This is a genomic window from Bacteroides sp. FSHCM14E1, from assembly GCF_019633785.1.
Lineage (GTDB): Bacteria > Bacteroidota > Bacteroidia > Bacteroidales > Bacteroidaceae > Bacteroides > Bacteroides hominis.
In genome coordinates, this window is sequence record NZ_JADKYL010000017.1 from 1 (window position 1) to 20,767 (window position 20,767).

The 20,767-nt window shown below is 37.9% G+C and carries 21 protein-coding genes; all 21 read left to right on the plus strand.

Features of this window, described 5'->3' with window-relative positions; all coding sequences use genetic code 11:
• Window positions 1-249 precede the first annotated feature (249 nt).
• The 21 genes from upfY (at window position 250) to ISX59_RS19255 (ending at window position 20,760) form a co-directional block, all read left to right on the plus strand.
• Window positions 250-810 (plus strand): capsular polysaccharide transcription antiterminator UpfY, encoded by a 561-nt coding sequence (upfY, locus tag ISX59_RS19155; RefSeq protein WP_220576206.1) that lies wholly within the window; start codon window positions 250-252, stop codon window positions 808-810.
• 11 nt (window positions 811-821) lie between these two features.
• The gene (locus ISX59_RS19160; RefSeq protein WP_220576170.1) at window positions 822-1,304 is read left to right on the plus strand and encodes a UpxZ family transcription anti-terminator antagonist; all 483 of its coding nucleotides are present in this window, start codon (window positions 822-824) and stop codon (window positions 1,302-1,304) included.
• Between the two features lie 36 nt (window positions 1,305-1,340).
• Complete coding sequence (gene rfbA / locus ISX59_RS19165; protein ID WP_193684640.1) at window positions 1,341-2,228, plus strand: glucose-1-phosphate thymidylyltransferase RfbA; 888 nt, start codon at window positions 1,341-1,343, stop codon at window positions 2,226-2,228.
• 2 nt (window positions 2,229-2,230) lie between these two features.
• On the plus strand, window positions 2,231-2,800 hold the full coding sequence (gene rfbC / locus ISX59_RS19170; protein ID WP_220576171.1) for a dTDP-4-dehydrorhamnose 3,5-epimerase: 570 nt from the start codon (window positions 2,231-2,233) through the stop codon (window positions 2,798-2,800).
• Window position 2,801: 1 nt separating this feature from the next.
• The gene (gene rfbB / locus ISX59_RS19175; RefSeq protein ID WP_220576172.1) at window positions 2,802-3,872 is read left to right on the plus strand and encodes a dTDP-glucose 4,6-dehydratase; all 1,071 of its coding nucleotides are present in this window, start codon (window positions 2,802-2,804) and stop codon (window positions 3,870-3,872) included.
• 7 nt (window positions 3,873-3,879) lie between these two features.
• Complete coding sequence (locus ISX59_RS19180) at window positions 3,880-5,328, plus strand: lipopolysaccharide biosynthesis protein (protein ID WP_220576173.1); 1,449 nt, start codon at window positions 3,880-3,882, stop codon at window positions 5,326-5,328.
• Window positions 5,329-5,334: 6 nt separating this feature from the next.
• On the plus strand, window positions 5,335-6,717 hold the full coding sequence (locus tag ISX59_RS19185) for an NDP-hexose 2,3-dehydratase family protein (RefSeq protein ID WP_193684008.1): 1,383 nt from the start codon (window positions 5,335-5,337) through the stop codon (window positions 6,715-6,717).
• A gap of 4 nt (window positions 6,718-6,721) precedes the next feature.
• Window positions 6,722-7,699 carry a Gfo/Idh/MocA family protein gene (locus ISX59_RS19190; RefSeq protein ID WP_220576174.1) on the plus strand — a complete coding sequence of 326 codons (978 nt, stop codon included), beginning with the start codon at window positions 6,722-6,724 and terminating at the stop codon, window positions 7,697-7,699.
• Entirely contained in the window at window positions 7,689-8,771 is a 1,083-nt protein-coding gene (locus ISX59_RS19195; RefSeq protein ID WP_220576175.1) for a DegT/DnrJ/EryC1/StrS aminotransferase family protein, read from the plus strand. Before ISX59_RS19190 ends, ISX59_RS19195 begins: the two co-directional genes overlap by 11 nt.
• Before the next feature lie 25 nt (window positions 8,772-8,796).
• On the plus strand, window positions 8,797-9,939 hold the full coding sequence (locus ISX59_RS19200) for a glycosyltransferase (RefSeq protein ID WP_220576176.1): 1,143 nt from the start codon (window positions 8,797-8,799) through the stop codon (window positions 9,937-9,939).
• Window positions 9,940-10,595: 656 nt separating this feature from the next.
• Window positions 10,596-11,693, plus strand: a complete 1,098-nt coding sequence (locus tag ISX59_RS19205; RefSeq protein ID WP_188521355.1) for an EpsG family protein — start codon at window positions 10,596-10,598, stop codon at window positions 11,691-11,693.
• An 82-nt stretch (window positions 11,694-11,775) separates the two neighbouring features.
• Window positions 11,776-12,339: a transposase gene (locus tag ISX59_RS19210; RefSeq protein ID WP_255580242.1), complete on the plus strand. Its 564-nt coding sequence runs from the start codon at window positions 11,776-11,778 to the stop codon at window positions 12,337-12,339.
• A gap of 135 nt (window positions 12,340-12,474) precedes the next feature.
• Window positions 12,475-13,320, plus strand: coding sequence for a glycosyltransferase family A protein (locus ISX59_RS19215; protein WP_188521354.1), 846 nt, complete (start codon window positions 12,475-12,477; stop codon window positions 13,318-13,320).
• On the plus strand, window positions 13,317-14,342 hold the full coding sequence (locus ISX59_RS19220) for a glycosyltransferase (protein WP_188521353.1): 1,026 nt from the start codon (window positions 13,317-13,319) through the stop codon (window positions 14,340-14,342). The genes ISX59_RS19215 and ISX59_RS19220 overlap by 4 nt, the downstream gene beginning before the upstream one ends.
• 3 nt (window positions 14,343-14,345) lie before the next feature.
• Window positions 14,346-14,858: an HAD-IIIA family hydrolase gene (locus ISX59_RS19225; protein ID WP_188521352.1), complete on the plus strand. Its 513-nt coding sequence runs from the start codon at window positions 14,346-14,348 to the stop codon at window positions 14,856-14,858.
• A 46-nt stretch (window positions 14,859-14,904) separates the two neighbouring features.
• Complete coding sequence (locus ISX59_RS19230) at window positions 14,905-15,549, plus strand: SIS domain-containing protein (RefSeq protein WP_188521351.1); 645 nt, start codon at window positions 14,905-14,907, stop codon at window positions 15,547-15,549.
• Window positions 15,550-15,561: 12 nt separating this feature from the next.
• Window positions 15,562-16,587: a kinase gene (locus ISX59_RS19235; protein ID WP_188521350.1), complete on the plus strand. Its 1,026-nt coding sequence runs from the start codon at window positions 15,562-15,564 to the stop codon at window positions 16,585-16,587.
• 40 nt (window positions 16,588-16,627) lie between these two features.
• A complete protein-coding gene (locus ISX59_RS19240; RefSeq protein ID WP_188521349.1) occupies window positions 16,628-17,386 on the plus strand; it encodes a nucleotidyltransferase family protein in 759 nt (252 codons plus the stop codon).
• A gap of 21 nt (window positions 17,387-17,407) precedes the next feature.
• Window positions 17,408-18,427 carry a polysaccharide biosynthesis protein gene (locus tag ISX59_RS19245; RefSeq protein ID WP_220576177.1) on the plus strand — a complete coding sequence of 340 codons (1,020 nt, stop codon included), beginning with the start codon at window positions 17,408-17,410 and terminating at the stop codon, window positions 18,425-18,427.
• 33 nt (window positions 18,428-18,460) lie between these two features.
• A complete protein-coding gene (locus ISX59_RS19250; protein WP_188521347.1) occupies window positions 18,461-19,621 on the plus strand; it encodes an NAD-dependent epimerase/dehydratase family protein in 1,161 nt (386 codons plus the stop codon).
• Window positions 19,618-20,760 (plus strand): UDP-N-acetyl glucosamine 2-epimerase, encoded by a 1,143-nt coding sequence (locus tag ISX59_RS19255; protein ID WP_188521346.1) that lies wholly within the window; start codon window positions 19,618-19,620, stop codon window positions 20,758-20,760. Before ISX59_RS19250 ends, ISX59_RS19255 begins: the two co-directional genes overlap by 4 nt.
• The last annotated feature ends 7 nt before the right edge of the window (window positions 20,761-20,767 follow it).

Below are 20,767 nucleotides of genomic sequence, written 5' to 3' on the forward strand. Positions count from 1 at the left end.
TTAAACGAACGTCTATTGAAACACTTTTTGTTTTCAATACCCTCGTTTAAAGGCTATTATAATAAATAACTATTTTCTGCCTCTCCTTCTGTGATAGTGGAGGGTCATTAAATAACATGGATGCACTGAATTTTTCATTAAAATCCGCATTACATAACTTGACCGGGAGGTATGCTTCGCTACTCCGGTGTCCCCAAAGAACATCCTGACGTGAACGACATGACAACATCCGCATCTATCGAATCTTCGATGGAGCGTTCTCAATCCCTCCTGTCTTCTTCCGCTTTGCACTGGTATGCCTTGCGTATCACTTACGGGCGTGAACTGGCCTTGCAGGAGTACCTCAATTCGGAGGGGATAGAGAATTTCATCCCCATGCACTACGAATATACCATTAAAAACGAGCGTCGGGTTCGTAAGCTTGTTCCTGCGGTTCATAATCTGGTTTTTGTCCGTTCCTCGCGTAGTTGTATCGATGCCATCAAAGAGAGCAAGGGCACCACGCTTCCTATCCGTTACATTATGGACCGTGAATACCATCGTCCCATCATCGTTCCTGATTCTCAAATGCGTAATTTCATGGCGGTCTCTTCGAATTATGATGAATCCCTGCTTTATTTCGAACCTTCTGAGTTGAACATCCGCAAGGGTACCCGTGTGCGTATCACCGGGGGGCTTTTCGAGGGGGTGGAGGGCGAGTTTGTCCGTGTCCGCAATGACCGTCGTGTCGTAGTCACCATCGAAGGGGTTATGGCTGTCGCCACCACCTTTGTCCATCCTTCATTGGTCGAACCTGTCACTGAAAAATAACATAACAAGATATGAACTATTTAGAATCAGAAATCTCCGCTCTTTATGCTTCTGCTCATGAACTTTGCTATCTGGGCATGGACGGTCGGCCGATCTACAGTGATCAATTCACCCGTCTGAATCGTGATGTTTTTTCTCAGGCTAATGCCTTGTACGACAAGCATGGTGATAGTGATGAAGAAGAGGCCCGGTTGTGTCTGTCGCTCCTGATGGGATATAATGCGACTCTCTATAATAACGGTGACAAGGAGGAACGCATTCAGCATATTCTGGATCGTTGCTGGGATGTATTGGAACATCTGCCTGCCTCCCTGTTGAAAGTCCAACTGTTAGTTTATTGTTACGGAGAGGTTTTTGACGAGGAATTGGCTCGGGAAGCTCAGGTCATCATTGATACGTGGCAGGACAGGGAGTTGTCAGAAGAGGAGCGTGAGGTGGTAGAACGCCTGAAGGATGTGCAAGAGAATCCGTATCCTTGGAGTGAGGTGGAATGATTTCGATCTAGTAATTTAATTTTAATAAGTATATTGATGAAAGGTATTGTCTTGGCCGGTGGTTCGGGCACTCGCTTATATCCGATCACCAAAGGAGTCAGTAAGCAGTTGCTTCCGATATTTGATAAGCCGATGATCTATTATCCTATCTCTGTACTCATGTTGGCAGGGATTCGTGAGATCTTGATTATCTCCACTCCATACGATTTACCCGGCTTTCAACGTTTGCTGGGTGACGGTTCTGATTATGGAGTGCGATTTGAATATGCGGAACAACCTTCTCCTGATGGTTTAGCACAAGCTTTTATTATTGGTGAGAAATTTATTGGTGATGATTCAGTATGTTTAGTCTTAGGTGATAATATTTTTCATGGTAATGGCTTTTCGGCTATGTTAAAAGAGGCAGTCCGTGTTGCTGATGAAAAGCAAAAAGCCACTGTGTTTGGTTATTGGGTGAATGATCCGGAGCGTTATGGGGTTGCGGAGTTTGATAAAAGAGGTAATTGTCTTTCCATTGAAGAAAAGCCAAAAGTGCCTAAAAGCAATTATGCCGTTGTTGGACTTTATTTTTATCCTAATAAGGTTGTGAAAGTTGCTAAGAACATAAAACCTTCTGCCCGGGGTGAATTGGAAATAACAACTGTCAATCAACATTTTCTCAATGATAAAGAGTTGAAGGTGCAGACTCTGGGACGTGGTTTTGCTTGGCTGGATACAGGTACGCACGACTCTTTGAGTGAAGCAAGTACCTTTATCGAAGTGATTGAAAAACGTCAAGGGTTGAAAATAGCATGTCTGGAAGGCATTGCATTTCGTCAGGGGTGGATTAATTCTGATAAAATGAAGAAATTGGCTCAGCCTATGTTGAAAAACCAATATGGGCAGTACCTTTTGAAAGTAATTGATGAATTAGCTGCAGACTAATAATGAATATAATAGAAACTGATATAAAAGGTGTTATGATTATTGAACCTCGTTTGTTTAGTGATGAACGCGGTCATTTCTTTGAATCTTTTAATCAAGATATATTTGTAGAGAAAGTTTGTAAAACGATGTTTGTCCAGGATAATGAATCTAAGTCGAGTTATGGAGTGATTCGTGGTCTGCATTTTCAGAAACCACCTTTTGCACAAAGTAAATTGGTTCGGGTTGTGAAAGGCGCTGTTCTTGATGTAGCGGTAGACATACGTAGAAATTCTCCTTTTTTTGGCAAGCATGTATCTGTAGAACTTACTGAAGATAATCATCGTCAGCTTTTTATTCCTCGTGGCTTTGCTCATGGTTTTTCTGTCTTAAGTGAAGAAGTGGTTTTTCAGTATAAATGTGATAATCTTTATGCTCCTCAGTGTGAAGGAGCTATTGCTTGGAATGATCCTGATTTAGGTATTGACTGGAAAATACCAATGGAGAAAGTCGTTTTATCAGAGAAAGATTCTTGTCATTCAGCTTTAAAAGATACTGATTGGTTATTTGATTATCATGATAAACTTTATTAATATGGCATTTAAACGCAATATCCTTATTACTGGTGGTGCCGGATTTATTGGTTCTCATGTTGTTCGGCTTTTTATAAATAAGTATCCAGAATATCGTATTATCAATTTAGATAAACTAACTTATGCTGGTAATCTTGCTAATCTGCATGATGTGGAAAGTGCATCTAACTATACTTTTATCAAAGCTGATATTTGTGATTTTGATAAACTGATAGATATTTTTTCTGAATATAAAATTGACGGAATTATTCATTTGGCGGCCGAAAGTCATGTAGATCGCTCCATTAAAGATCCGCTTATCTTTGCTCGTACTAATGTAATGGGTACTCTTTGCCTATTACAGGCAGCCAGGCTAATGTGGGAGGAGTGTCCGGAGAAGTATGATGGAAAGCGTTTTTATCATATTTCTACCGATGAGGTATACGGTGCATTGAGGTCTGATGGTACATATTTTACGGAATCTACTAAATATGATCCACATAGTCCTTATTCAGCTAGTAAAGCAAGTAGTGATCATTTTGTTCGGGCTTACCATGATACTTATGGTATGCCAACCATTGTGACAAATTGTTCGAATAATTATGGGCCTTATCAATTCCCGGAAAAATTGATTCCACTTTTCATTAACAACATTCGACAAGGCAAACCATTACCCGTGTATGGTAAGGGGGAGAATGTGCGTGACTGGCTATATGTAGAAGATCATGCCCGTGCCATTGATCTGATTTTTCATAAAGGAAAGATTGCTGATACTTATAATATTGGTGGCTTTAATGAATGGAAGAATATTGATTTGATAAAAGTAATTATAAAAACTGTCGATCGTTTGTTAGGCAATGCAGAAGGAATCAGTGAACATCTGATCACTTATGTTGCGGATCGTGCCGGACATGATTTGCGTTATGCTATTGATTCTACAAAATTGAAAGAAGAATTGGGGTGGGAGCCTAATTTACAGTTTGAGGAAGGAATAGAACGAACGGTTCGTTGGTATCTGGATAACCAAGAGTGGATGGATGCTATTACGACTGGAGAGTACGAAGAGTATTATAAAATGATGTACAAAGGATAGTAGCATCGTGTCGGGAACACTAAAAGATAAAACTATCAAAGGGGTATGGTGGAGTTTCGCTGATAATATTTCAGGTTCGGGAGTATCCTTTCTTGTAGGTTTGATTTTGGCTCGTATACTCTCACCGGAGGAATATGGTGTCATGGCTATGATTGCTATCTTTATAGCGATATCAAATTCTATTATTGACAGTGGCTTTTCGAGCGCTCTAATTCGCAAGATAGATGTTAAGGATACTGATTATAATACTGTGTTTTACTTTAATATAGTTATTTCCATCTGTCTTTATATTCTTCTTTGGATATGTGCACCGGCTATTAGTCGCTTTTTCTCGGAATCGTTGCTTATACCTGTTATCAGGGTTTTAGGACTGGTTTTGATCATAAATTCTTGTTCTATCATACAACGTACCGTGTTGGTTAGAAATATTGATTTTAAAACACAGACAAAAGTCTCATTGATAGCTTCTCTTGTAAGTGGTGGCGTTGGCATTACAATGGCTCTATATCATTGTGGAGTTTGGAGTTTGGTGGGGCAACAGTTATCCCGTCATTTTTTTAACTCAGTCCTTTTATGGATTTATGGGAAATGGCGACCATTATGGGAATTTTCATATAAGAGTTTTAAAGACTTATTTGGTTTTGGTTCTAAACTGCTATTATCAGGGCTTATCGATGTTTTTTATAAGAATGTATATTATATAGTGATCGGTCGTTACTACAGTGCAACTCAATTAGGGCAATATACGCGTGCAGAACAGTTTTCTACAATATTCTCTAGTAATTTAACTTCTGTGGTCCAGCGAGTTAGCTATCCGGTACTTAGTTCTATTCAAGAAGAGCCGGAACGGCTACGGGATGCTTATCGCAAAATAATAAAGGTTACTATGTTAATAACATTTGCCTTGATGTTTGGTCTTGCAGCCATAGCAAAACCATTGATTGTTATTCTGATCGGAGAAAAGTGGTTGATGGCTGTTCCGTTTTTACAGATTATATGTTTTTCAGAGATGCTTTATCCATTGCATGCTATAAATTTAAATATTTTACAGGTAAGAGGCTATTCCGGTTTATTTCTAAAATTGGAAATTGTAAAAAAAATAATTGCTGTTATCCCAATTATGATCGGAATATTCTGGGGTATCAACTATATGTTATGGGGTGCTGTTTGCATTTCATTAGTATCTTATATTTTAAATAGTTACTATTCTGGAAGATTAATAGATTATTCTACTGTAAAACAGGTTAAAGATATATTTCCTTGTTTTCTTGTTTCTTCCCTTGTGGCATTATTAATGTGGGGAATCACTTTCTTACATTTTAATTATTGGGTGACTTTATTACTTCAGGTATCTGTTGGGATTCTGTTAGCCATCGTGGCTTATGAAAGAATGCGGTTGGAGGAGTATAAAGAAATACGTCGAATCATACTATCTATAATAAGAAAGAACTCATAAGCACTTATGATAATTAAATCTTTGTTGACGGTTCGTCACACGATAAATTCAATAGAAGAGATAAAAAATTGGATTGATTCTCGCAATAAAACTGTAAAAGTTCAAGTTGACTCGATTCCTTTTTCTTCGTTGGAAGGTTGGGAAACAGATGAGAATGGAACATTGAAGCATGTATCCGGACGTTTCTTTTCAATTGAGGGTATTCAAGTAGAAACAGATTATGGAGATATAAGAAAATGGACCCAACCGATTATTAATCAACCGGAAATAGGTTATTTAGGTATTCTCACAAAAGAATTTAATGGGATACTTTATTTTTTGATGCAAGCTAAGATAGAGCCGGGAAATGTAAATTGTGTGCAGATATCACCCACTTTACAAGCTACTAAAAGTAATTATCTTCAGATTCATAAAGGTTTAAAGCCTAACTATTTAGACTATTTTGTAAATGCCACTCCCAAGCAGATAATACTGGATCAGTTACAATCAGAGCAAGGAGCCCGGTTCTTGAGAAAAAGGAATCGAAATATTATTATTAAAGTAGAAAGTGACGTTGAGTTACATGAAGATTTCCGTTGGATGACATTGGGACAAATAAAGGAGTTGATGCGTTATGATAATATGGTGAATATGGATACACGTACTGTGTTATCAGGGTTGAAAGTTAGTGATTTTTTGTCCCCTACTGATGATATTGAGTGCATGTCTTCTTTAGGTAAGGGTATGATACTTTCTTCTGTAACCAATCATTGCTACTATTCCATGGAGGAACATCTGTCTTGGCTTTCATCTTTAAAATCAAAATATGATTTGTGGGTTCACCCTTATCCTTTATCGAAAATGAATGATTGGCAAATATTGCCTGACGAAATATCGAGAAAAGATAATAAATTTTTTAGAGTGATTGGGGTTAAAGTCACCATATCCAATCGCGAAGTCTCTTCTTGGTGTCAGCCTTTGATACAACCTATGCAGCGGGGAATTTGTGCTTTCATTTTAAAAAAAATAGATGGAGTTTATCATTTTCTGATACAGGCAAAACTGGAATGTGGAAATTTTGATGTATTGGAGTTAGCACCTACTGTTCAATGTTTGACTGGAGATATTAATAATCCTCAATTAGTCCGACCACCTTTTCTTGATTATGTATTGAATGTTTCTAAAGAGCAAATCGTCTACGATACATTGCAATCAGAAGAAGGAGGACGTTTTTATAAAGAACAAAATCGTAATTTGTTAGTTGAGGCTGATGATTCGTTCTCTTTGGATCTCCCGAAGCATTACACTTGGATGACTTTAGGACAAATTTATCAATTCCTTCGTTTTAATAATTATTTCAATATCCAATCCAGAAGTTTGATTGCTGCTCTGAACTATTTACATAATTAAAGGCATGGAAAATATATATAAAGTGGGAGTATTGGGATGTGCAAATATAGCAATTCGTTCTTTACTTCCGGCATTTCTTAAAGCAGACCGCTTTCAGATATTGGCTGTAGCCAGTCGGCAACTTGACAAAGCAAAGGAACTGGCAGGGCAATATAGCTGTAAGGCATATGGAGGTTATGAAGAGCTTTTGGAGGATCCTAATATTGATTTAGTATATATTCCGCTTCCAACCGGGCTACATTACGAGTGGGTAATGAAAGCGCTACATCGGCATAAACATGTAATAAGTGAGAAATCTTTAGCCGCTGATTATGGAGAGGTAGAGGAGTTGGTACAGATCGCTCGTAAAAATGGATTATTATTGATTGAAAATTTTCAGTTTCGTTTTCATTCACAGCATCAATGGGTGCGCGATTGTTTACAACGGAATGAGATCGGTGATATTAGATGTTTTAGGAGCTCTTTTGGTTTTCCTCCTTTTGCTGATTCCAGTAATATACGATATTCTCGAAAATTGGGTGGTGGGGCGCTATTGGATGCGGGTGCATATACAGTGAAGGCTATGCAAGTAATATTGCCTGAATATACCTTCAGTTTAAGGGCCGCATCTCTGTTTAGACCTTTTGGTGCTGAAGTCGATATTTGGGGAGGAGCTTATTTCCATTGTAATGATGGAATTGTAGCGGAGCTTGCTTTTGGTTTTGATAATTATTATCAATGTAATTATGAAATATGGGGTAGTACAGGCAAACTTATTGTAACTCGGGCATTTACCGCTCCTATGGATCTTAACCCCATTATAATTCTGGAAAAACAAGGGTATAAAGAAGAGTTTAATTTACCTAAAGACGATCATTTCGATAATATGTTGAAATATGTTGCCCAATGTCTTGATAAACGAGAATATGAACAGGAATATGCTCAGAATTTAGCTCAGTCTTACTATTTATGTCAAATAAAACAGTATTGCCATGAAGAATAATAATATTTATGTTACAATGCCCACATTAGCTTCGTTGAGTGATGTCAATGCATTGTTGGAAGGAGTTTGGGAACGTGGTGTTATGACTCATAACGGTCCGCTGGTACAACGTTTTGAGAAAGAAGTTGCAGAATTTCTGAATCTTAAAAATGTAGTGACAGTCACAAATGGCACTATAGCTATACAGATGGCAATTAAAGCATTAGGGCTGAAGGGGGAAGTTATCACTACTCCTTTTACATTTATTGCAACCATTAGTTCCATTATGTGGGAAGGGTGTACCCCAGTTTTTGTAGATATTGATCCGGAGACTTTAAATATTGACCCGGATAAAATAGAAGAAAAGATAACCGAACATACTTGTGCTATATTACCGGTACATGTATTTGGCAATCCATGTGATATTGAGAAGATAGAGGAAATAGCACGACGTAATGACCTAAAGGTAATTTATGATGCGGCACATGCCGTTGGTGTGAATTATAATGGTAGATCAATTTTTGAGTATGGAGATATTTCTACAACAAGTTTTCATGCTACGAAAATGTTGAATACAGCGGAAGGTGGAGCTTGCTTTGCTGTGGACGACGGGTTGCATGAGAAGTTGAAGAGACTTCGCTTCTTTGGTTTTGATGATGGAAAAGAAGTCATTGATGATGGAACAAATGGGAAGATGACCGAAGTCCATGCGGCCATTGGTATTGCTAATCTAAAACTTTTGCAGTCAGCTTTAGATGACCGGAAAGAAAAGTATTTTCTATATAAAGAGTTGCTCTCTCGTTATTCGGAGTTAAAATTCCAACGGATTAATCAGGATTGTAACTATAGCTATTTTCCAGTGATCTTTCCTACAGAAGAAATATTATTATCCGTAGAGCATAGGCTGAATCAGAATGGTATTTTTCCGAGAAGATATTTTTATCCATCTGTCAATACGTTCATGAAACAGCTTCCTTATACAGAAATGCCCATATCTGAAGATATATCAAGGAGAATTCTTTGTCTACCGCTATATTATTCTTTGTCTAAGGATGATATTAGTAGAATAGCTGATACTATGTACTTTGAATAGGACACTTTTTATTATGCGAAATCAGATGAAAGTACTTTTTTTAATCTCATATTATAAAATTGGTGATGGAGCATCCAGTGCATTGAATGAATTTATTAGGAATAGTACCTTTATTGATGATTATGATATTCTCTGTAGGTGGAAAGTAAGTTCAGATATAGATTTACATATCAGACAATTTGATGAAGTCAATTCTATTACGGATTATTTAAGAAAGAAGTCATTTAGTTGTATACATTACTTTAAAGCTCGAAATTCGGATATTTTTTATCGTGTAATAAGATCTGCAATACAGATGTCATTGCAAATCCCTGTGTTGACTACCGTCTGTCAACGCCCTTCATTCAAAAGTTTGCTTTTAAGTCCTTTTGAAATTCAACACTCGTCCTATATTGTCTTGATAGACAAAGCTTCATATAATGATTCGATTATTAGATTTATACCCCAGGAAAGAAGAAAACAAATATATTTTAGTGGGGATCCTGGACTTTGTGAGCAAACATCTGGAATTTCATTCAAGAGAAATGAAAACGGACCTATAATTTTCGGCAGAGGGACTTCTTTGCCCAAATGTCCATTAAATATGATTGATATTTTTGACCGAATCTCCATTTCCAATAAAATATTTTGTATAGTTGGTATTCCTAAGGGTGATAATTGGGTTCGTCGAAAAGCAAAAGGCAGAAGTGATATTATTATATATGATTTATTACCTTATGAAGAATGGTTAAAGGTTTGTGCGACTTTTGATGTTTGTCTTTATCAGATACCTGTGGATAGCCACGCTTCAATAGATGCTAATTTGGGGGTAGCTATGTTAATGAATAAACCTGTAGTTTATTATGGTTCAGAAGCTCCTAAAGAACGTTTTATACATGGAGAAAATGGGTTTATAGCTGAGACATATGATGAAATAGTAAAATATGCAACTTTATTAGGTAAAGATGAAGATTTAAGAAAAAGAATTGGAACACAAGCCCGTAAAACTACAGTAGAGTTAATAGAAGGCTTGAACAGGAAATCTCAATATGCAGAATTGTATTCTAACTTGAAGCCTGCTTTGCCATGCCGTATCCCTTTATGTTATAGGTTTACATATCTTCTTAGATGCTTTCGTCCTTTAATCCGAAGGATTTTGAATTGGTATCCTAAGGTAATAATAAATTAATTGTCTGTTTATATGGATGTTTCTGCTATAATTGTGAACTATAATACAATAGAACTTACTTTAAATTGTATTAATAGTATTTTTACACATACATTAGGAATTGATTTGTAAGCGTCCAAAACTGACATCTTGACCAGTTTCGATTTGATCTTTACCTTTGCTGCACACTTAAACAATAATTTTATGTACAGTAGCAGTGGTTTTTGCTGCCGAACGGGCGATATGCCCCTTGACTGTTCAGAGAAAAAGCAGTCTGTTCTTCTGTAGTACGAAAGGAACTTTACGATCGGCAGTTTATAATACCTTTGTTGAAACCTGCAAGCAGGCGGGAATCAGCTTCCGATTTTTCTTCTACAAGTACATGCCGGAGATCCGGAAGGGGCGAACAGATTATGAGAACCTGCTACCGATGACGATCAGTCTAATCAATTAGTGAAAACAAATTAAAACTTAATGTCCAAGACAAGTGACGGGTGCCTACTGGCACTCGCCTGAAAGGTGAATGCCATGTTTTGGACACTTACGGCAAAACTGAGTGTGATCTAAACTTGTCAAGGAGCGGAAACTTTTGGGATTGGTTTTATGATTGTTATAATTTATGCTACAAAAATACATGCATATATGATGTGTAATAAATATAATTTACATTAACTCTAATGAGTATATATTTTATAATACTTTTATTTTTGTTGTGGTTGCAAGGAAAGGCTATTCAAAATAAGAAAAAATACCTAACAATTGCATTCTGGGAATTAGTGTTTATATCTGGATTTAGAGTAATAGATAAAGAGGGCTCTGATACTAGATATTATTGCGACTTATTCATAGAGCTAAGTAATCTGAACTTCGAAAGCATCGTGATGACATATCAACACGAAGTCGGTTTTTATTTGTTTTGTCATTGTCTATCTTATATTAGTAAAGATCCGCAAATATTACTTTTGGTAAGTTCTATTATAATTAATCTGCCTGTAGTCGTTTTTGTGTATAGAAAATCAAAAGATCCTTGTATGAGCATCTTACTATATATAACACTGCTTTTCTTCTTTGGTGGAATGAATTTGATGCGGTTTAGTATGGCTTTATCGATATTGTTAATGGCTACAGATTATGTCGTAAACAGAAAATTCTTGAAATTTTCTTTGGTGGTTTTCTTTGCTTCTCTATTTCATTTCTCGGCATATTTCTTTTTTTTAATTTATTTCATTTACCCATTTAGACTTTCAATAACAAAGATTGTATTAATATCACTGCCATTTATTGGTGCATCATTTGCTTTTAACTCTTTATTTTCACTACTTATATTGGTGAATGCACGCTATGCAAGTTATGATAATGGTTTTGGCGAATTTTATCAATCTGCCATTGCCAATTATTTACTTTTTTTTGTCAATTTTGTTTTTGCAGTTTTTGCATTAAGACAAATACCTAAAAAAATAGAATATATAGAAGGGCACGAAAAATATTACATTTGGTGTATAATTCTAGCAGTGATAATGTCTATTATGGCTATTAATATAATGATGATAACTCGATTTGTTATAATGTTTTCTATTATGGAAATTATCTATATACCTAATCTCTTAAAGAATATGAAAAACCGAAAAAATGCAAGGCTATATAAAAAAATAATATTAACGGGGTCTTTTCTGCAAATGTTCGTAGTACTTCAATTTAGACCAGATTGGTATTTTATAAATCCATATCAGAATACATTTATAGAAGCTGTATTTGATACTTTTTTTACATTTTAATATTGTGTAAGCGTCCAAAACTGACGTCTTGACCAGTTTAGATTTGATCTTTACCTTTACTGCACACTTAAACAATAATTTTATGTATAGTAGCAGTGATTTTGAAAAGTTATGGTTTCTTTACAAGATTGAGGGTGAACCCAAAGAAATTTCGAATAATTCTATAAATCAGGGCTGTGAGAAAGCCCGTTTCTTTTTGGAGCAAATGGCCAAGCTTTATAAACGTGAGGATGACTACCGAAGGTCTAATTTGACGGCAAGTAAGACTAAGGAAAAGTGCAACGATACTTATACGAATGGGATCGTTAATGCTTTGCGGAGTGAACTTTATGATTTGCTTGCATTACCTGAAGAGGGTATGAGTGATTTAATGCGAACGGCTTTGAATTATCTCCATAAGTTTTGGAATCAGCTTTTTGCTTATCGCAAAGACGGTGAGTATACGATAGATAATCTTGCTGCCGAACGGGCGATACATCCTTTGACTGTTCAGAGAAAAAGCAGTCTGTTCTTCTGTAGTACGAAAGGAACTTTACGATCGGCAGTTTATAATACCTTTATTGAAACCTGCAAGCAGACGGGAATCAGCTTCCGATCTTTCTTCTGCAAACATGACGGAGATCCAGAAGGGTCGAACGGATTATGAAAACCTGCTACCGATGACAATCAGTCTAACCAATTAGTGAAAACAAATTAAAACTTAATGTCCAAGACAAGTGACGGGTGCCTACTGGCACTCGCCTGAAAGGTGCATACCATGTTTTGGACGCTTACTAATATTATGATAAAGTCTATTAGTTGCATAGTCCCTATTTACGGACTTACCCAAAACAAGAATTTACAATATTTCGAAGAGCTCCTTGAATCACTATTTATAGCTATTCCTTGTCTTGGTGATAATTTTGAGTTAATAATAGTAAATGATGACAGAAAGAGAATTTCTAGAAAATTGGTGCTTGATATTTGTAAAAAACACAGATTACAGAAATACGTTGTTTATGAGGAAAATATTGAGAATAGGGGACAAGCTTTTAGCAGAAACATAGGTGCTTCTCTTGCACAAAGCAAGTACTTGCATTTTATCGATCAGGACGATTACATATCTGAGAATTATTATACAGAACTAATAACTTATGTGTCTGAATTTGATATGTACCTTTTTAAACCTTACTTTTTTATGCAGAAAACCGGTCAAATAAGGAAAGCTTATACCTATATATTGAAATGCCTCTATGTGAAAAGTAGAACTGTAAAAGAATTATGGCCACTTATGCTTAATAATATTGCTTACTCACCTGGTCAGGTTATTATCTCGAAAGACGCATATACAAGAAACGGAGGTTTTCCCGTGCTATCTAATAAAGGTTCTGACGACTATGGTCTATTTTATCATATGGTATTTGATGATAATGTAAGTTTCATTTATATGGATGCAGCTAAGTTTTTTTACAGGGTACATTCTCAGCAAAGCAGCAGAAATTGTAATATGAATTCATCTGTATGTGAGTTTTTACAAATGGTAAAACCTAATAGTTGTAAGTCAAGATTGATACATTTCTTTAAGACAAAAAAGTATTGCACTTTGTTTGTAAAAGCATTTTATATTTTGGTTTTTAAAAGAGGATGAAGACTATATTATTTTATTCATCAGTAGATGATATGTCTCTATTTGATACTCAGAAGTTTTATGTAAACACAGTGGATGTTTTGAAGCAAATTGGCTATAATGTAGTTCTTACGAACAATATAATGGATGCGTGGACACGCGACTATGATGCGATTTTTAGTTTTTTTTATCGCAAAAGCGTACTACCTTCTTATATTGCAAAAATTAGAGGTAAGAAGGTTTTTTTTACAGGAGGTATTGATGCCATGGAGAAGAGCCTTGTTTCTACGAAAACCTATTTAATTCAAGTTGTTTTATTTAAATTATCCCGTTTGATTGCGGATTGGTGCCTGATTGAGTCGAAATCAGACATAGCAAACATTAATAAAATAAGCTTGATTAAAGACCATAGAAACTTATGTTATTCTCCGCAAGCTATAGAATTATCCCGTTATTCCTGTTCCTTTTTGAATAAATCTAATGATTTTGCTACAATTTGTTGGATGGGGGCAGAGAGTAATTTGAAAAGGAAGGGGGTTGATATCTCATTGTACTATTTTAAAGTCCTATTGCAATTTCCAGAGTTTAAGAATTCTAAATATTATATAATGGGAAGAAAAGGCAAAGGTACACCATACGTTGAGACGCTTGTGAAGAAATTGGAGTTGACTGATAATGTAATCATTACGGGTGAAGTTAGTGAAGATTATAAGATTGATAAGCTGAAAAGATGCCGATATTATTTTCAGTTATCACAATATGAAGGCTTTGGCCTTGCAGCCTTAGAAGCTGTTGCCGCAGACTGTATTGCAATTCATTCTGGTCGTGGAGGTTTAGCTGATGTTATATGCAAAGATGGAGTTTTGGTAGATATAACTAAGTTTGATTACTCGATAGATACCGTTGAAACTGATATTTATGAAAGAATTATGTCGATTACAGTTGAGGATATCAATAAAATGCATGAGCGAGTATATTCCACTTTTGATAATACTTGCAGAGTTAATAACTTCAAGAGTACTGTAGGCGCAGTGTTGAAATAATTTATGAAATTAACTGAAATCGAGTTTAAAGGTTTTGAAACACTTCTTTTGGATAGAGACGGGACTCTCAATATTCACATTATAGGAGATTATGTGCGAAAATGGAAGGAGTTTGAATTTATCCCTGGAGTATTGGATGTGATGCCCAAATTTGCAAAACACTTCATCCACATCTTTATAGTTACTAATCAACGCGGAATCGGTAAAGGTCAATATACTGAAGAAGACCTTGCCGATATTCATAAACATATGATTGAGGAGATTGAGGAAGTCGGTGGACGTATAGATGGTATCTATTATTGTACTGCACTTACTGAAGAAGATTCTCGTAGAAAACCAGGAAGAGGAATGTTTGATGACATTATTCGCGACTATCCTGATGTAGATCCTGCAAAGACACTAATGGTAGGTGATGGTGATGTGGACATGGAATTTGCAAAGAATTGCAAAATCAAAGGAATTAAGATTGATTCTCTAAAACGTGAGGGCAATAAATATTATTGGGTTGAGGTCTAAACTTAACATGCATTTCAAACTGTATAAATGTGAAAACGCCAAGATTATGGACAACAAACTGATGAAACATGTCGATACGCTTATCGACCGCTATCCCAAACTCATTACATGCAAGGAGGATATTATCAAGGCTTATGATATTTTGGAAGACGCTTACACAAAAGGAGGCAAATTGTTGGTTTGTGGTAATGGAGGTAGTGCGTCTGATTCGGAACATATTGTGGGGGAACTGATGAAGGAGTTCAAGTTGAAACGCAAGCTGTATGCTGCTCAAGTTGAGGCTATCAAAAACATAGATTCTGAGATGGGTGCAATACTAGCTGAACATTTACAGGGTGCTCTTCCTGCAATCACGCTCACTGCACATTCTTCGCTTTCTACTGCTTTTATGAACGATAATGAGCCTGTGCTTGTGTTCGCTCAGCAGGTAAACGGTTATGGAATGCAAGATGACTGTTTCCTTGGTATTTCTACTAGTGGTAATTCTGCGAATATTCTTTATGCTGCCATTACAGCCAAGGCTCGAGGTCTGAAAATTATTGGTTTGACTGGTTCAAAGGAGAGTAAGCTAATGAAATTTGCTGATGTCTGCATACGAGTACCGGAGACTGAAACCTATAAAATTCAAGAACTGCATCTTCCCGTATATCATTGTCTCTGTCTCATGCTTGAGGAAAAATTCTTTGGATAAAATCTGGTAAATATGATAATTACAAAGACTCCATTTCGTATGTCTTTCTTTGGAGGAGGTACGGACATACCTACTTTTTTTAATGAACATGGTGGTGCTGTTATCAGCACAACCTTTGATAAATATTGCTATGTGAATGTACGTCACATGCCTCCATTCCATCCATATATTTCGGAGCTTGTGTACAATCGTTTCGAGCGTGTAAACAACATTGAGGATATAGAGCATCCACTTATTCGTGAGTGTATGCGTTTACACGATATTCACGAAATTCGGTTGACTTATGAAGGAGATCTCCCGGCTCGTACAGGTTTGGGTACAAGCTCAACCTTTGCCGTAGGTATGCTCAATGCTTTCTGTGCCTTGAAAGGGAGGAGGATAAGCTATCGGCAATTGGCTCAAGAGGCAATCCATGTTGAGCGTGATGTCCTTCAGGAACACGGAGGTTGGCAGGATCAGGTAGCTGCTGCTTATGGTGGTTTGAACCGTATAGACTTCAAGGATGGAGATTTTACAGTTCGTCCTATTGTCATTTCACCTGAACGTAAGTATGAACTTGATGAAAATCTTTTATTGTTCTATACAGGTATCCAGCGGCTCTCATCAGAGATTCAGGCTGACACATTTGCAAAGCCTGTTGATAAGACACAACAGTTGCTTGATATGCTGCAGTTGGTTGATGAAGCAGAAAAAATCCTTTGTGACGAGAACACTTCACTCAGTGAGTTCGGTAAACTGCTCGACACCACTTGGAAATTAAAGAGGGGAACAGGTGCGAAGGTAAGTAATGGAAATATAGATGAGCTATATGATATAGCTATCAAAGCTGGTGCCTTGGGGGGAAAACTTCTTGGTGCTGGTGGTGGTGGCTTCTTCTTGTTCTATTGCGAGAAAGAGAAACAGTCTGCACTTGTCAATGCAATGAATAAGCTGATGATTGTCCCATTTAAGTTTGAAACAGGAGGTGCTCAAGTACTCTATTATGCTCCTCAGGTTTATTCGCCAAGAAAGGACGTATCATTACGGGACAGTATTTAGTTACTGAGATTATTAATCTGAAACATTTGATAATTAAAATATGGAAGTGATAATTCTTGCAGGTGGTCTTGGAACTCGCTTGCGTTCAGTTGTTAGCGAAGTTCCTAAGTGTATGGCTCCAGTTTCAGGAAAGCCATTTCTTTGGTATTTGCTTAAATACTTGACTCGTTATGATGTTGACCGTGTTATATTATCTGTGGGATACTTACGTGAGGCAATTTACAAATGGATTGATACAGTGCAAGATGAATTCCCTTTCAGCTTTGATTATTCTGTGGAGAAGGAGCCTCTGGGTACTGGTGGTGGTATCAAACTTGCGATGTCATTAGTTAAAGATGAAAAAGTTATCGTTTTGAATGGAGATACTTTCTTCGACGTAGATCTCAATACACTTATAGCAGTTCATAAGAACCATCCAGAAGCAAAGATTACCATTGCGTTAAAACTAATGAAGAACTTTGAACGATATGGTACTGTAGTTACAAGAATTGATGGACGTGTCTTAAAATTTACAGAAAAGCAACCATGTAAAGAAGGTGAAATTAATGGTGGTGTGTATGTACTCGCCAAAGAAGATAGTCTCTTTGAAGGCCAACCACAGTTTTTCTCCTTTGAGACTGCCATCATGCAAGAGAAATGTTGTGAAATCGGTTGTCTTTATGGGGTTGCTTTGAAGGGCTACTTCATTGATATTGGTATTCCAGAAGATTATGATAGAGCTCAAATTGAATTGGCGATTCACGTCAACGCTTATGCTATGAATGAACAGAAAAATAAAAGCATTAAAGGAACTTTCTAAAATATCTATTTACAAATAACTATGTCTATATTTCAAGACAAAATTTTATTAATTACTGGTGGAACGGGTTCCTTTGGTAATGCTATATTACGTCGTTTTCTTGATTCTGATATCAAGGAAATTCGCATATTTTCCAGAGATGAGAAAAAGCAGGATGACATGCGTCATCACTTGCAGAATCCCAAAGTAAAGTTTTACATCGGGGATGTGCGTGACAAACGCTCCGTTGATGGTGCAATGACCGGTGTGGATTATATCTTCCATGCCGCTGCCTTGAAGCAAGTTCCCTCATGCGAATTCTTTCCCACGCAGGCTGTTCGTACCAATGTCCTTGGTACAGAGAATGTCCTTGATTCGGCCATTGAACATGGTGTAAAGAATGTCGTGGTCCTTTCCACAGATAAAGCCGCTTATCCCATCAACGCCATGGGCATCAGCAAAGCCATGATGGAAAAAGTCGCCATTGCCAAAGGGCGTCAATTGGGAAAGGATGGTGCTACTACCATCTGTTGTACCCGTTATGGTAATGTAATGGCCAGCCGTGGTTCTGTGATCCCTTTATGGGTGGAACAAATGAAGGGAAACAATCCTATTACTATAACGGACCCCAACATGACCCGTTTCATGATGACTCTCGATGATGCCGTAGACTTAGTACTGTATGCCTTTCAACACGGCCATAACGGTGACCTTTTTGTCCAGAAAGCTCCTGCCGCTACACTGGATGTCTTGGCTGATGCGCTGAAAGAGTTGTATCATAGTACTGCTGATATCAGGGTCATCGGTACCCGTCACGGAGAGAAGCTGTATGAAACGCTGGTGACCCGTGAAGAGATGTCCAAGGCCATCGATATGGGTGATTACTACCGTATCCCCTGTGATACCCGCGACCTGAACTATGACAAATTCTTTGTGGAAGGTAGTGAGGAAGTCTCCCGTATAGAAGACTACCACTCCCATAACACCCACCGTCTGGATGTGGAAAACATGAAGCAACTTCTTCTGAAGCTTTCCTTTATCCGCGAAGACCTTCATCTCTAATTCTTTCTCATTCTTAAAAAACTTAATGATTTTATGATACGAGTTGGCATAACGGGCCAGCCCGGCTTTGTGGGTACCCATCTCTACAATGAGCTCGGCCTGTTCCCTGATGAATTCCTGCGTATCCCCTTTGAAGACCCCTATTTTCAGAGCGAGGAAAAATTGCGTTCTTTTGTGCGTGAATGTGATGTTATCGTGCATCTGGCCGCTATGAACCGCCACCCGGATGCCCGGGTGCTTTATGATACGAACATCTGCCTGGTAAGCCGGTTGATATCCGCCATGGAAGCTGAGAAGGTAACTCCACATGTGCTATTCTCTTCTTCTACGCAGGAGGAACGCGACAATGAATACGGACGTTCCAAACGAGAAGGACGTAGGCTGCTTGAAGAGTGGGCGGGACGGAACCATGCCAGTTTTACCGGTATGGTCGTTCCCAATGTGTACGGTCCTTTTGGCCGTCCCAACTATAACTCTTTCATCGCTACTTTCTGCTATAAATTGACTCATGGGGAAACTCCTAAGGTCCTTCAGGACAGTGTGGTGAATCTTATCTATGTGGGTAATCTCTGTAAACATATCATTGGGAAGATACGCGAAGCCGCTTTAAATGCTGTTCCGGTGATTGAACGTGATTCAGTTCCTTATGACTTTGAGAAGAAGGTAACTACGATATTAGGTTTATTGGAAAATTTTAAATTCCTCTATTTTGATCAGGGTATCATTCCTGTCCTAAAAGATAAGAATGAAGTGAATCTTTTCAATACTTTCTGCGGTTATATTGACTTTGTTTCCGTCTATCCCCGTAAGCTGGTAAAACACGAAGACCCACGCGGCATGTTTGTGGAAACAGTAAAATTGGGTATTGGCGGACAAGTCTCTTTTTCCACTACGGTTCCCGGTATCACACGCGGCAATCATTATCATACCCGCAAGATCGAACGTTTTACCGTTATCCGCGGAAAAGCCCGTATTCAGTTGCGTAAGATAGGTACGGATGAAATCCTGAACTTCTATCTGGATGGCAGTGAGCCTTGTTATGTGGATATGCCCGTCTGGTATACCCATAACATCACCAATATCGGGGATGAAGAACTCTATACCCAGTTCTGGATCAATGAATGGTATGACCCTTCTGACGGTGATACTTACTTTGACCCTTGTGATAACCATGAAAACTATAAACTGAAATGAGCAAGCTTAAATTAATGACTATCATAGGCACCCGTCCGGAGATTATCCGCTTGTCTGCCATCATCAAACGTTGTGACCAATATTTCGATCAGGTACTGGTACATACAGGTCAGAATTATGATTACTCCCTGAATCAGGTGTTCTTTGAAGACCTGGGGCTTCGTGAACCTGACTACTACCTGAATGCTGTAGGAAAGGACCTTGGTGAGACTATCGGCAATATTATCGCGAAGTCTTACCAACTTATGGCAGAGATGCGTCCTGATGCGGTTCTCGTACTAGGTGATACCAATTCCTGCCTTTCCGTTATTGGTGCCAAGCGTCTTCATATCCCTATCTTTCATATGGAAGCGGGTAACCGCTGTTTTGATGAATGCCTTCCTGAAGAGACGAACCGGAGGATTGTCGATGTGACTGCTGACGTGAACCTTTGCTACTCCGAGCATGCCCGCCGTTACCTGAATGCTGCGGGTACTCCTAAGGAACGTACTTATGTGATCGGTTCACCCATGGCTGAAGTTCTGCATAACAATCTGGAACAGATCAAGGGGAGTGATATTTTGGAAAAACTAAAACTGGAAAAAGGAAAATATATTCTTCTGTCCGCCCATCGTGAAGAGAATATCGATACGGAGAAGAATTTCTTCAATCTGATGAATGCGGTTAATGATATGGCAAAAAAATATGATATGCCTATTCTCTATTCTTGCCATCCGCGATCCAGGAAATTCATCGAACAACGTGGTTTTACATTTGACGAGCGGGTGATCCAGCACCAACCTTTGGGCTTTCATGATTATAACCATCTTCAGATGAATGCTTTTGCTGTAGTTTCAGATTCGGGCACCCTGCCTGAAGAGAGCAGCTATTTCCTTTCAATCGGTTATCCTTTCCCTGCTGTTTGTATCCGTACGAGTACGGAGCGTCCCGAGGCTTTGGACAAGGGTAACTTTATTTTGGCCGGTATTACAACGGGACAGGTGTTGCAGGCTGTTGATGTGGCGGTGGAGATGAATCGTGGCGGAGCTTTGGGTATCCCTGTCCCTGACTATACGGATGAGAATGTTTCGGTTAAGGTTGTGAAACTGATTCAGAGCTACACCGGGGTAGTGGATAAGATGGTTTGGAGAAAATATTGATTTGGAA

Coding starts and splice junctions, on each gene's coding strand:
- ISX59_RS19250 (WP_188521347.1), top strand. CDS start 18,461: ATGATACGAGTTGGCATAACGGGCCAGCCCGGCTTTGTGGGTACCCAT.
- ISX59_RS19190 (WP_220576174.1), top strand. CDS start 6,722: ATGGAAAATATATATAAAGTGGGAGTATTGGGATGTGCAAATATAGCA.
- ISX59_RS19245 (WP_220576177.1), top strand. CDS start 17,408: ATGTCTATATTTCAAGACAAAATTTTATTAATTACTGGTGGAACGGGT.
- ISX59_RS19240 (WP_188521349.1), top strand. CDS start 16,628: ATGGAAGTGATAATTCTTGCAGGTGGTCTTGGAACTCGCTTGCGTTCA.
- ISX59_RS19160 (WP_220576170.1), top strand. CDS start 822: ATGAACTATTTAGAATCAGAAATCTCCGCTCTTTATGCTTCTGCTCAT.
- ISX59_RS19205 (WP_188521355.1), top strand. CDS start 10,596: ATGAGTATATATTTTATAATACTTTTATTTTTGTTGTGGTTGCAAGGA.
- ISX59_RS19225 (WP_188521352.1), top strand. CDS start 14,346: ATGAAATTAACTGAAATCGAGTTTAAAGGTTTTGAAACACTTCTTTTG.
- ISX59_RS19210 (WP_255580242.1), top strand. CDS start 11,776: ATGTATAGTAGCAGTGATTTTGAAAAGTTATGGTTTCTTTACAAGATT.
- ISX59_RS19195 (WP_220576175.1), top strand. CDS start 7,689: ATGAAGAATAATAATATTTATGTTACAATGCCCACATTAGCTTCGTTG.
- ISX59_RS19200 (WP_220576176.1), top strand. CDS start 8,797: ATGAAAGTACTTTTTTTAATCTCATATTATAAAATTGGTGATGGAGCA.
- ISX59_RS19185 (WP_193684008.1), top strand. CDS start 5,335: ATGATAATTAAATCTTTGTTGACGGTTCGTCACACGATAAATTCAATA.
- ISX59_RS19215 (WP_188521354.1), top strand. CDS start 12,475: ATGATAAAGTCTATTAGTTGCATAGTCCCTATTTACGGACTTACCCAA.
- ISX59_RS19220 (WP_188521353.1), top strand. CDS start 13,317: ATGAAGACTATATTATTTTATTCATCAGTAGATGATATGTCTCTATTT.
- ISX59_RS19255 (WP_188521346.1), top strand. CDS start 19,618: ATGAGCAAGCTTAAATTAATGACTATCATAGGCACCCGTCCGGAGATT.
- rfbC (WP_220576171.1), top strand. CDS start 2,231: ATGAATATAATAGAAACTGATATAAAAGGTGTTATGATTATTGAACCT.
- upfY (WP_220576206.1), top strand. CDS start 250: ATGGAGCGTTCTCAATCCCTCCTGTCTTCTTCCGCTTTGCACTGGTAT.
- rfbA (WP_193684640.1), top strand. CDS start 1,341: ATGAAAGGTATTGTCTTGGCCGGTGGTTCGGGCACTCGCTTATATCCG.
- ISX59_RS19230 (WP_188521351.1), top strand. CDS start 14,905: ATGGACAACAAACTGATGAAACATGTCGATACGCTTATCGACCGCTAT.
- rfbB (WP_220576172.1), top strand. CDS start 2,802: ATGGCATTTAAACGCAATATCCTTATTACTGGTGGTGCCGGATTTATT.
- ISX59_RS19235 (WP_188521350.1), top strand. CDS start 15,562: ATGATAATTACAAAGACTCCATTTCGTATGTCTTTCTTTGGAGGAGGT.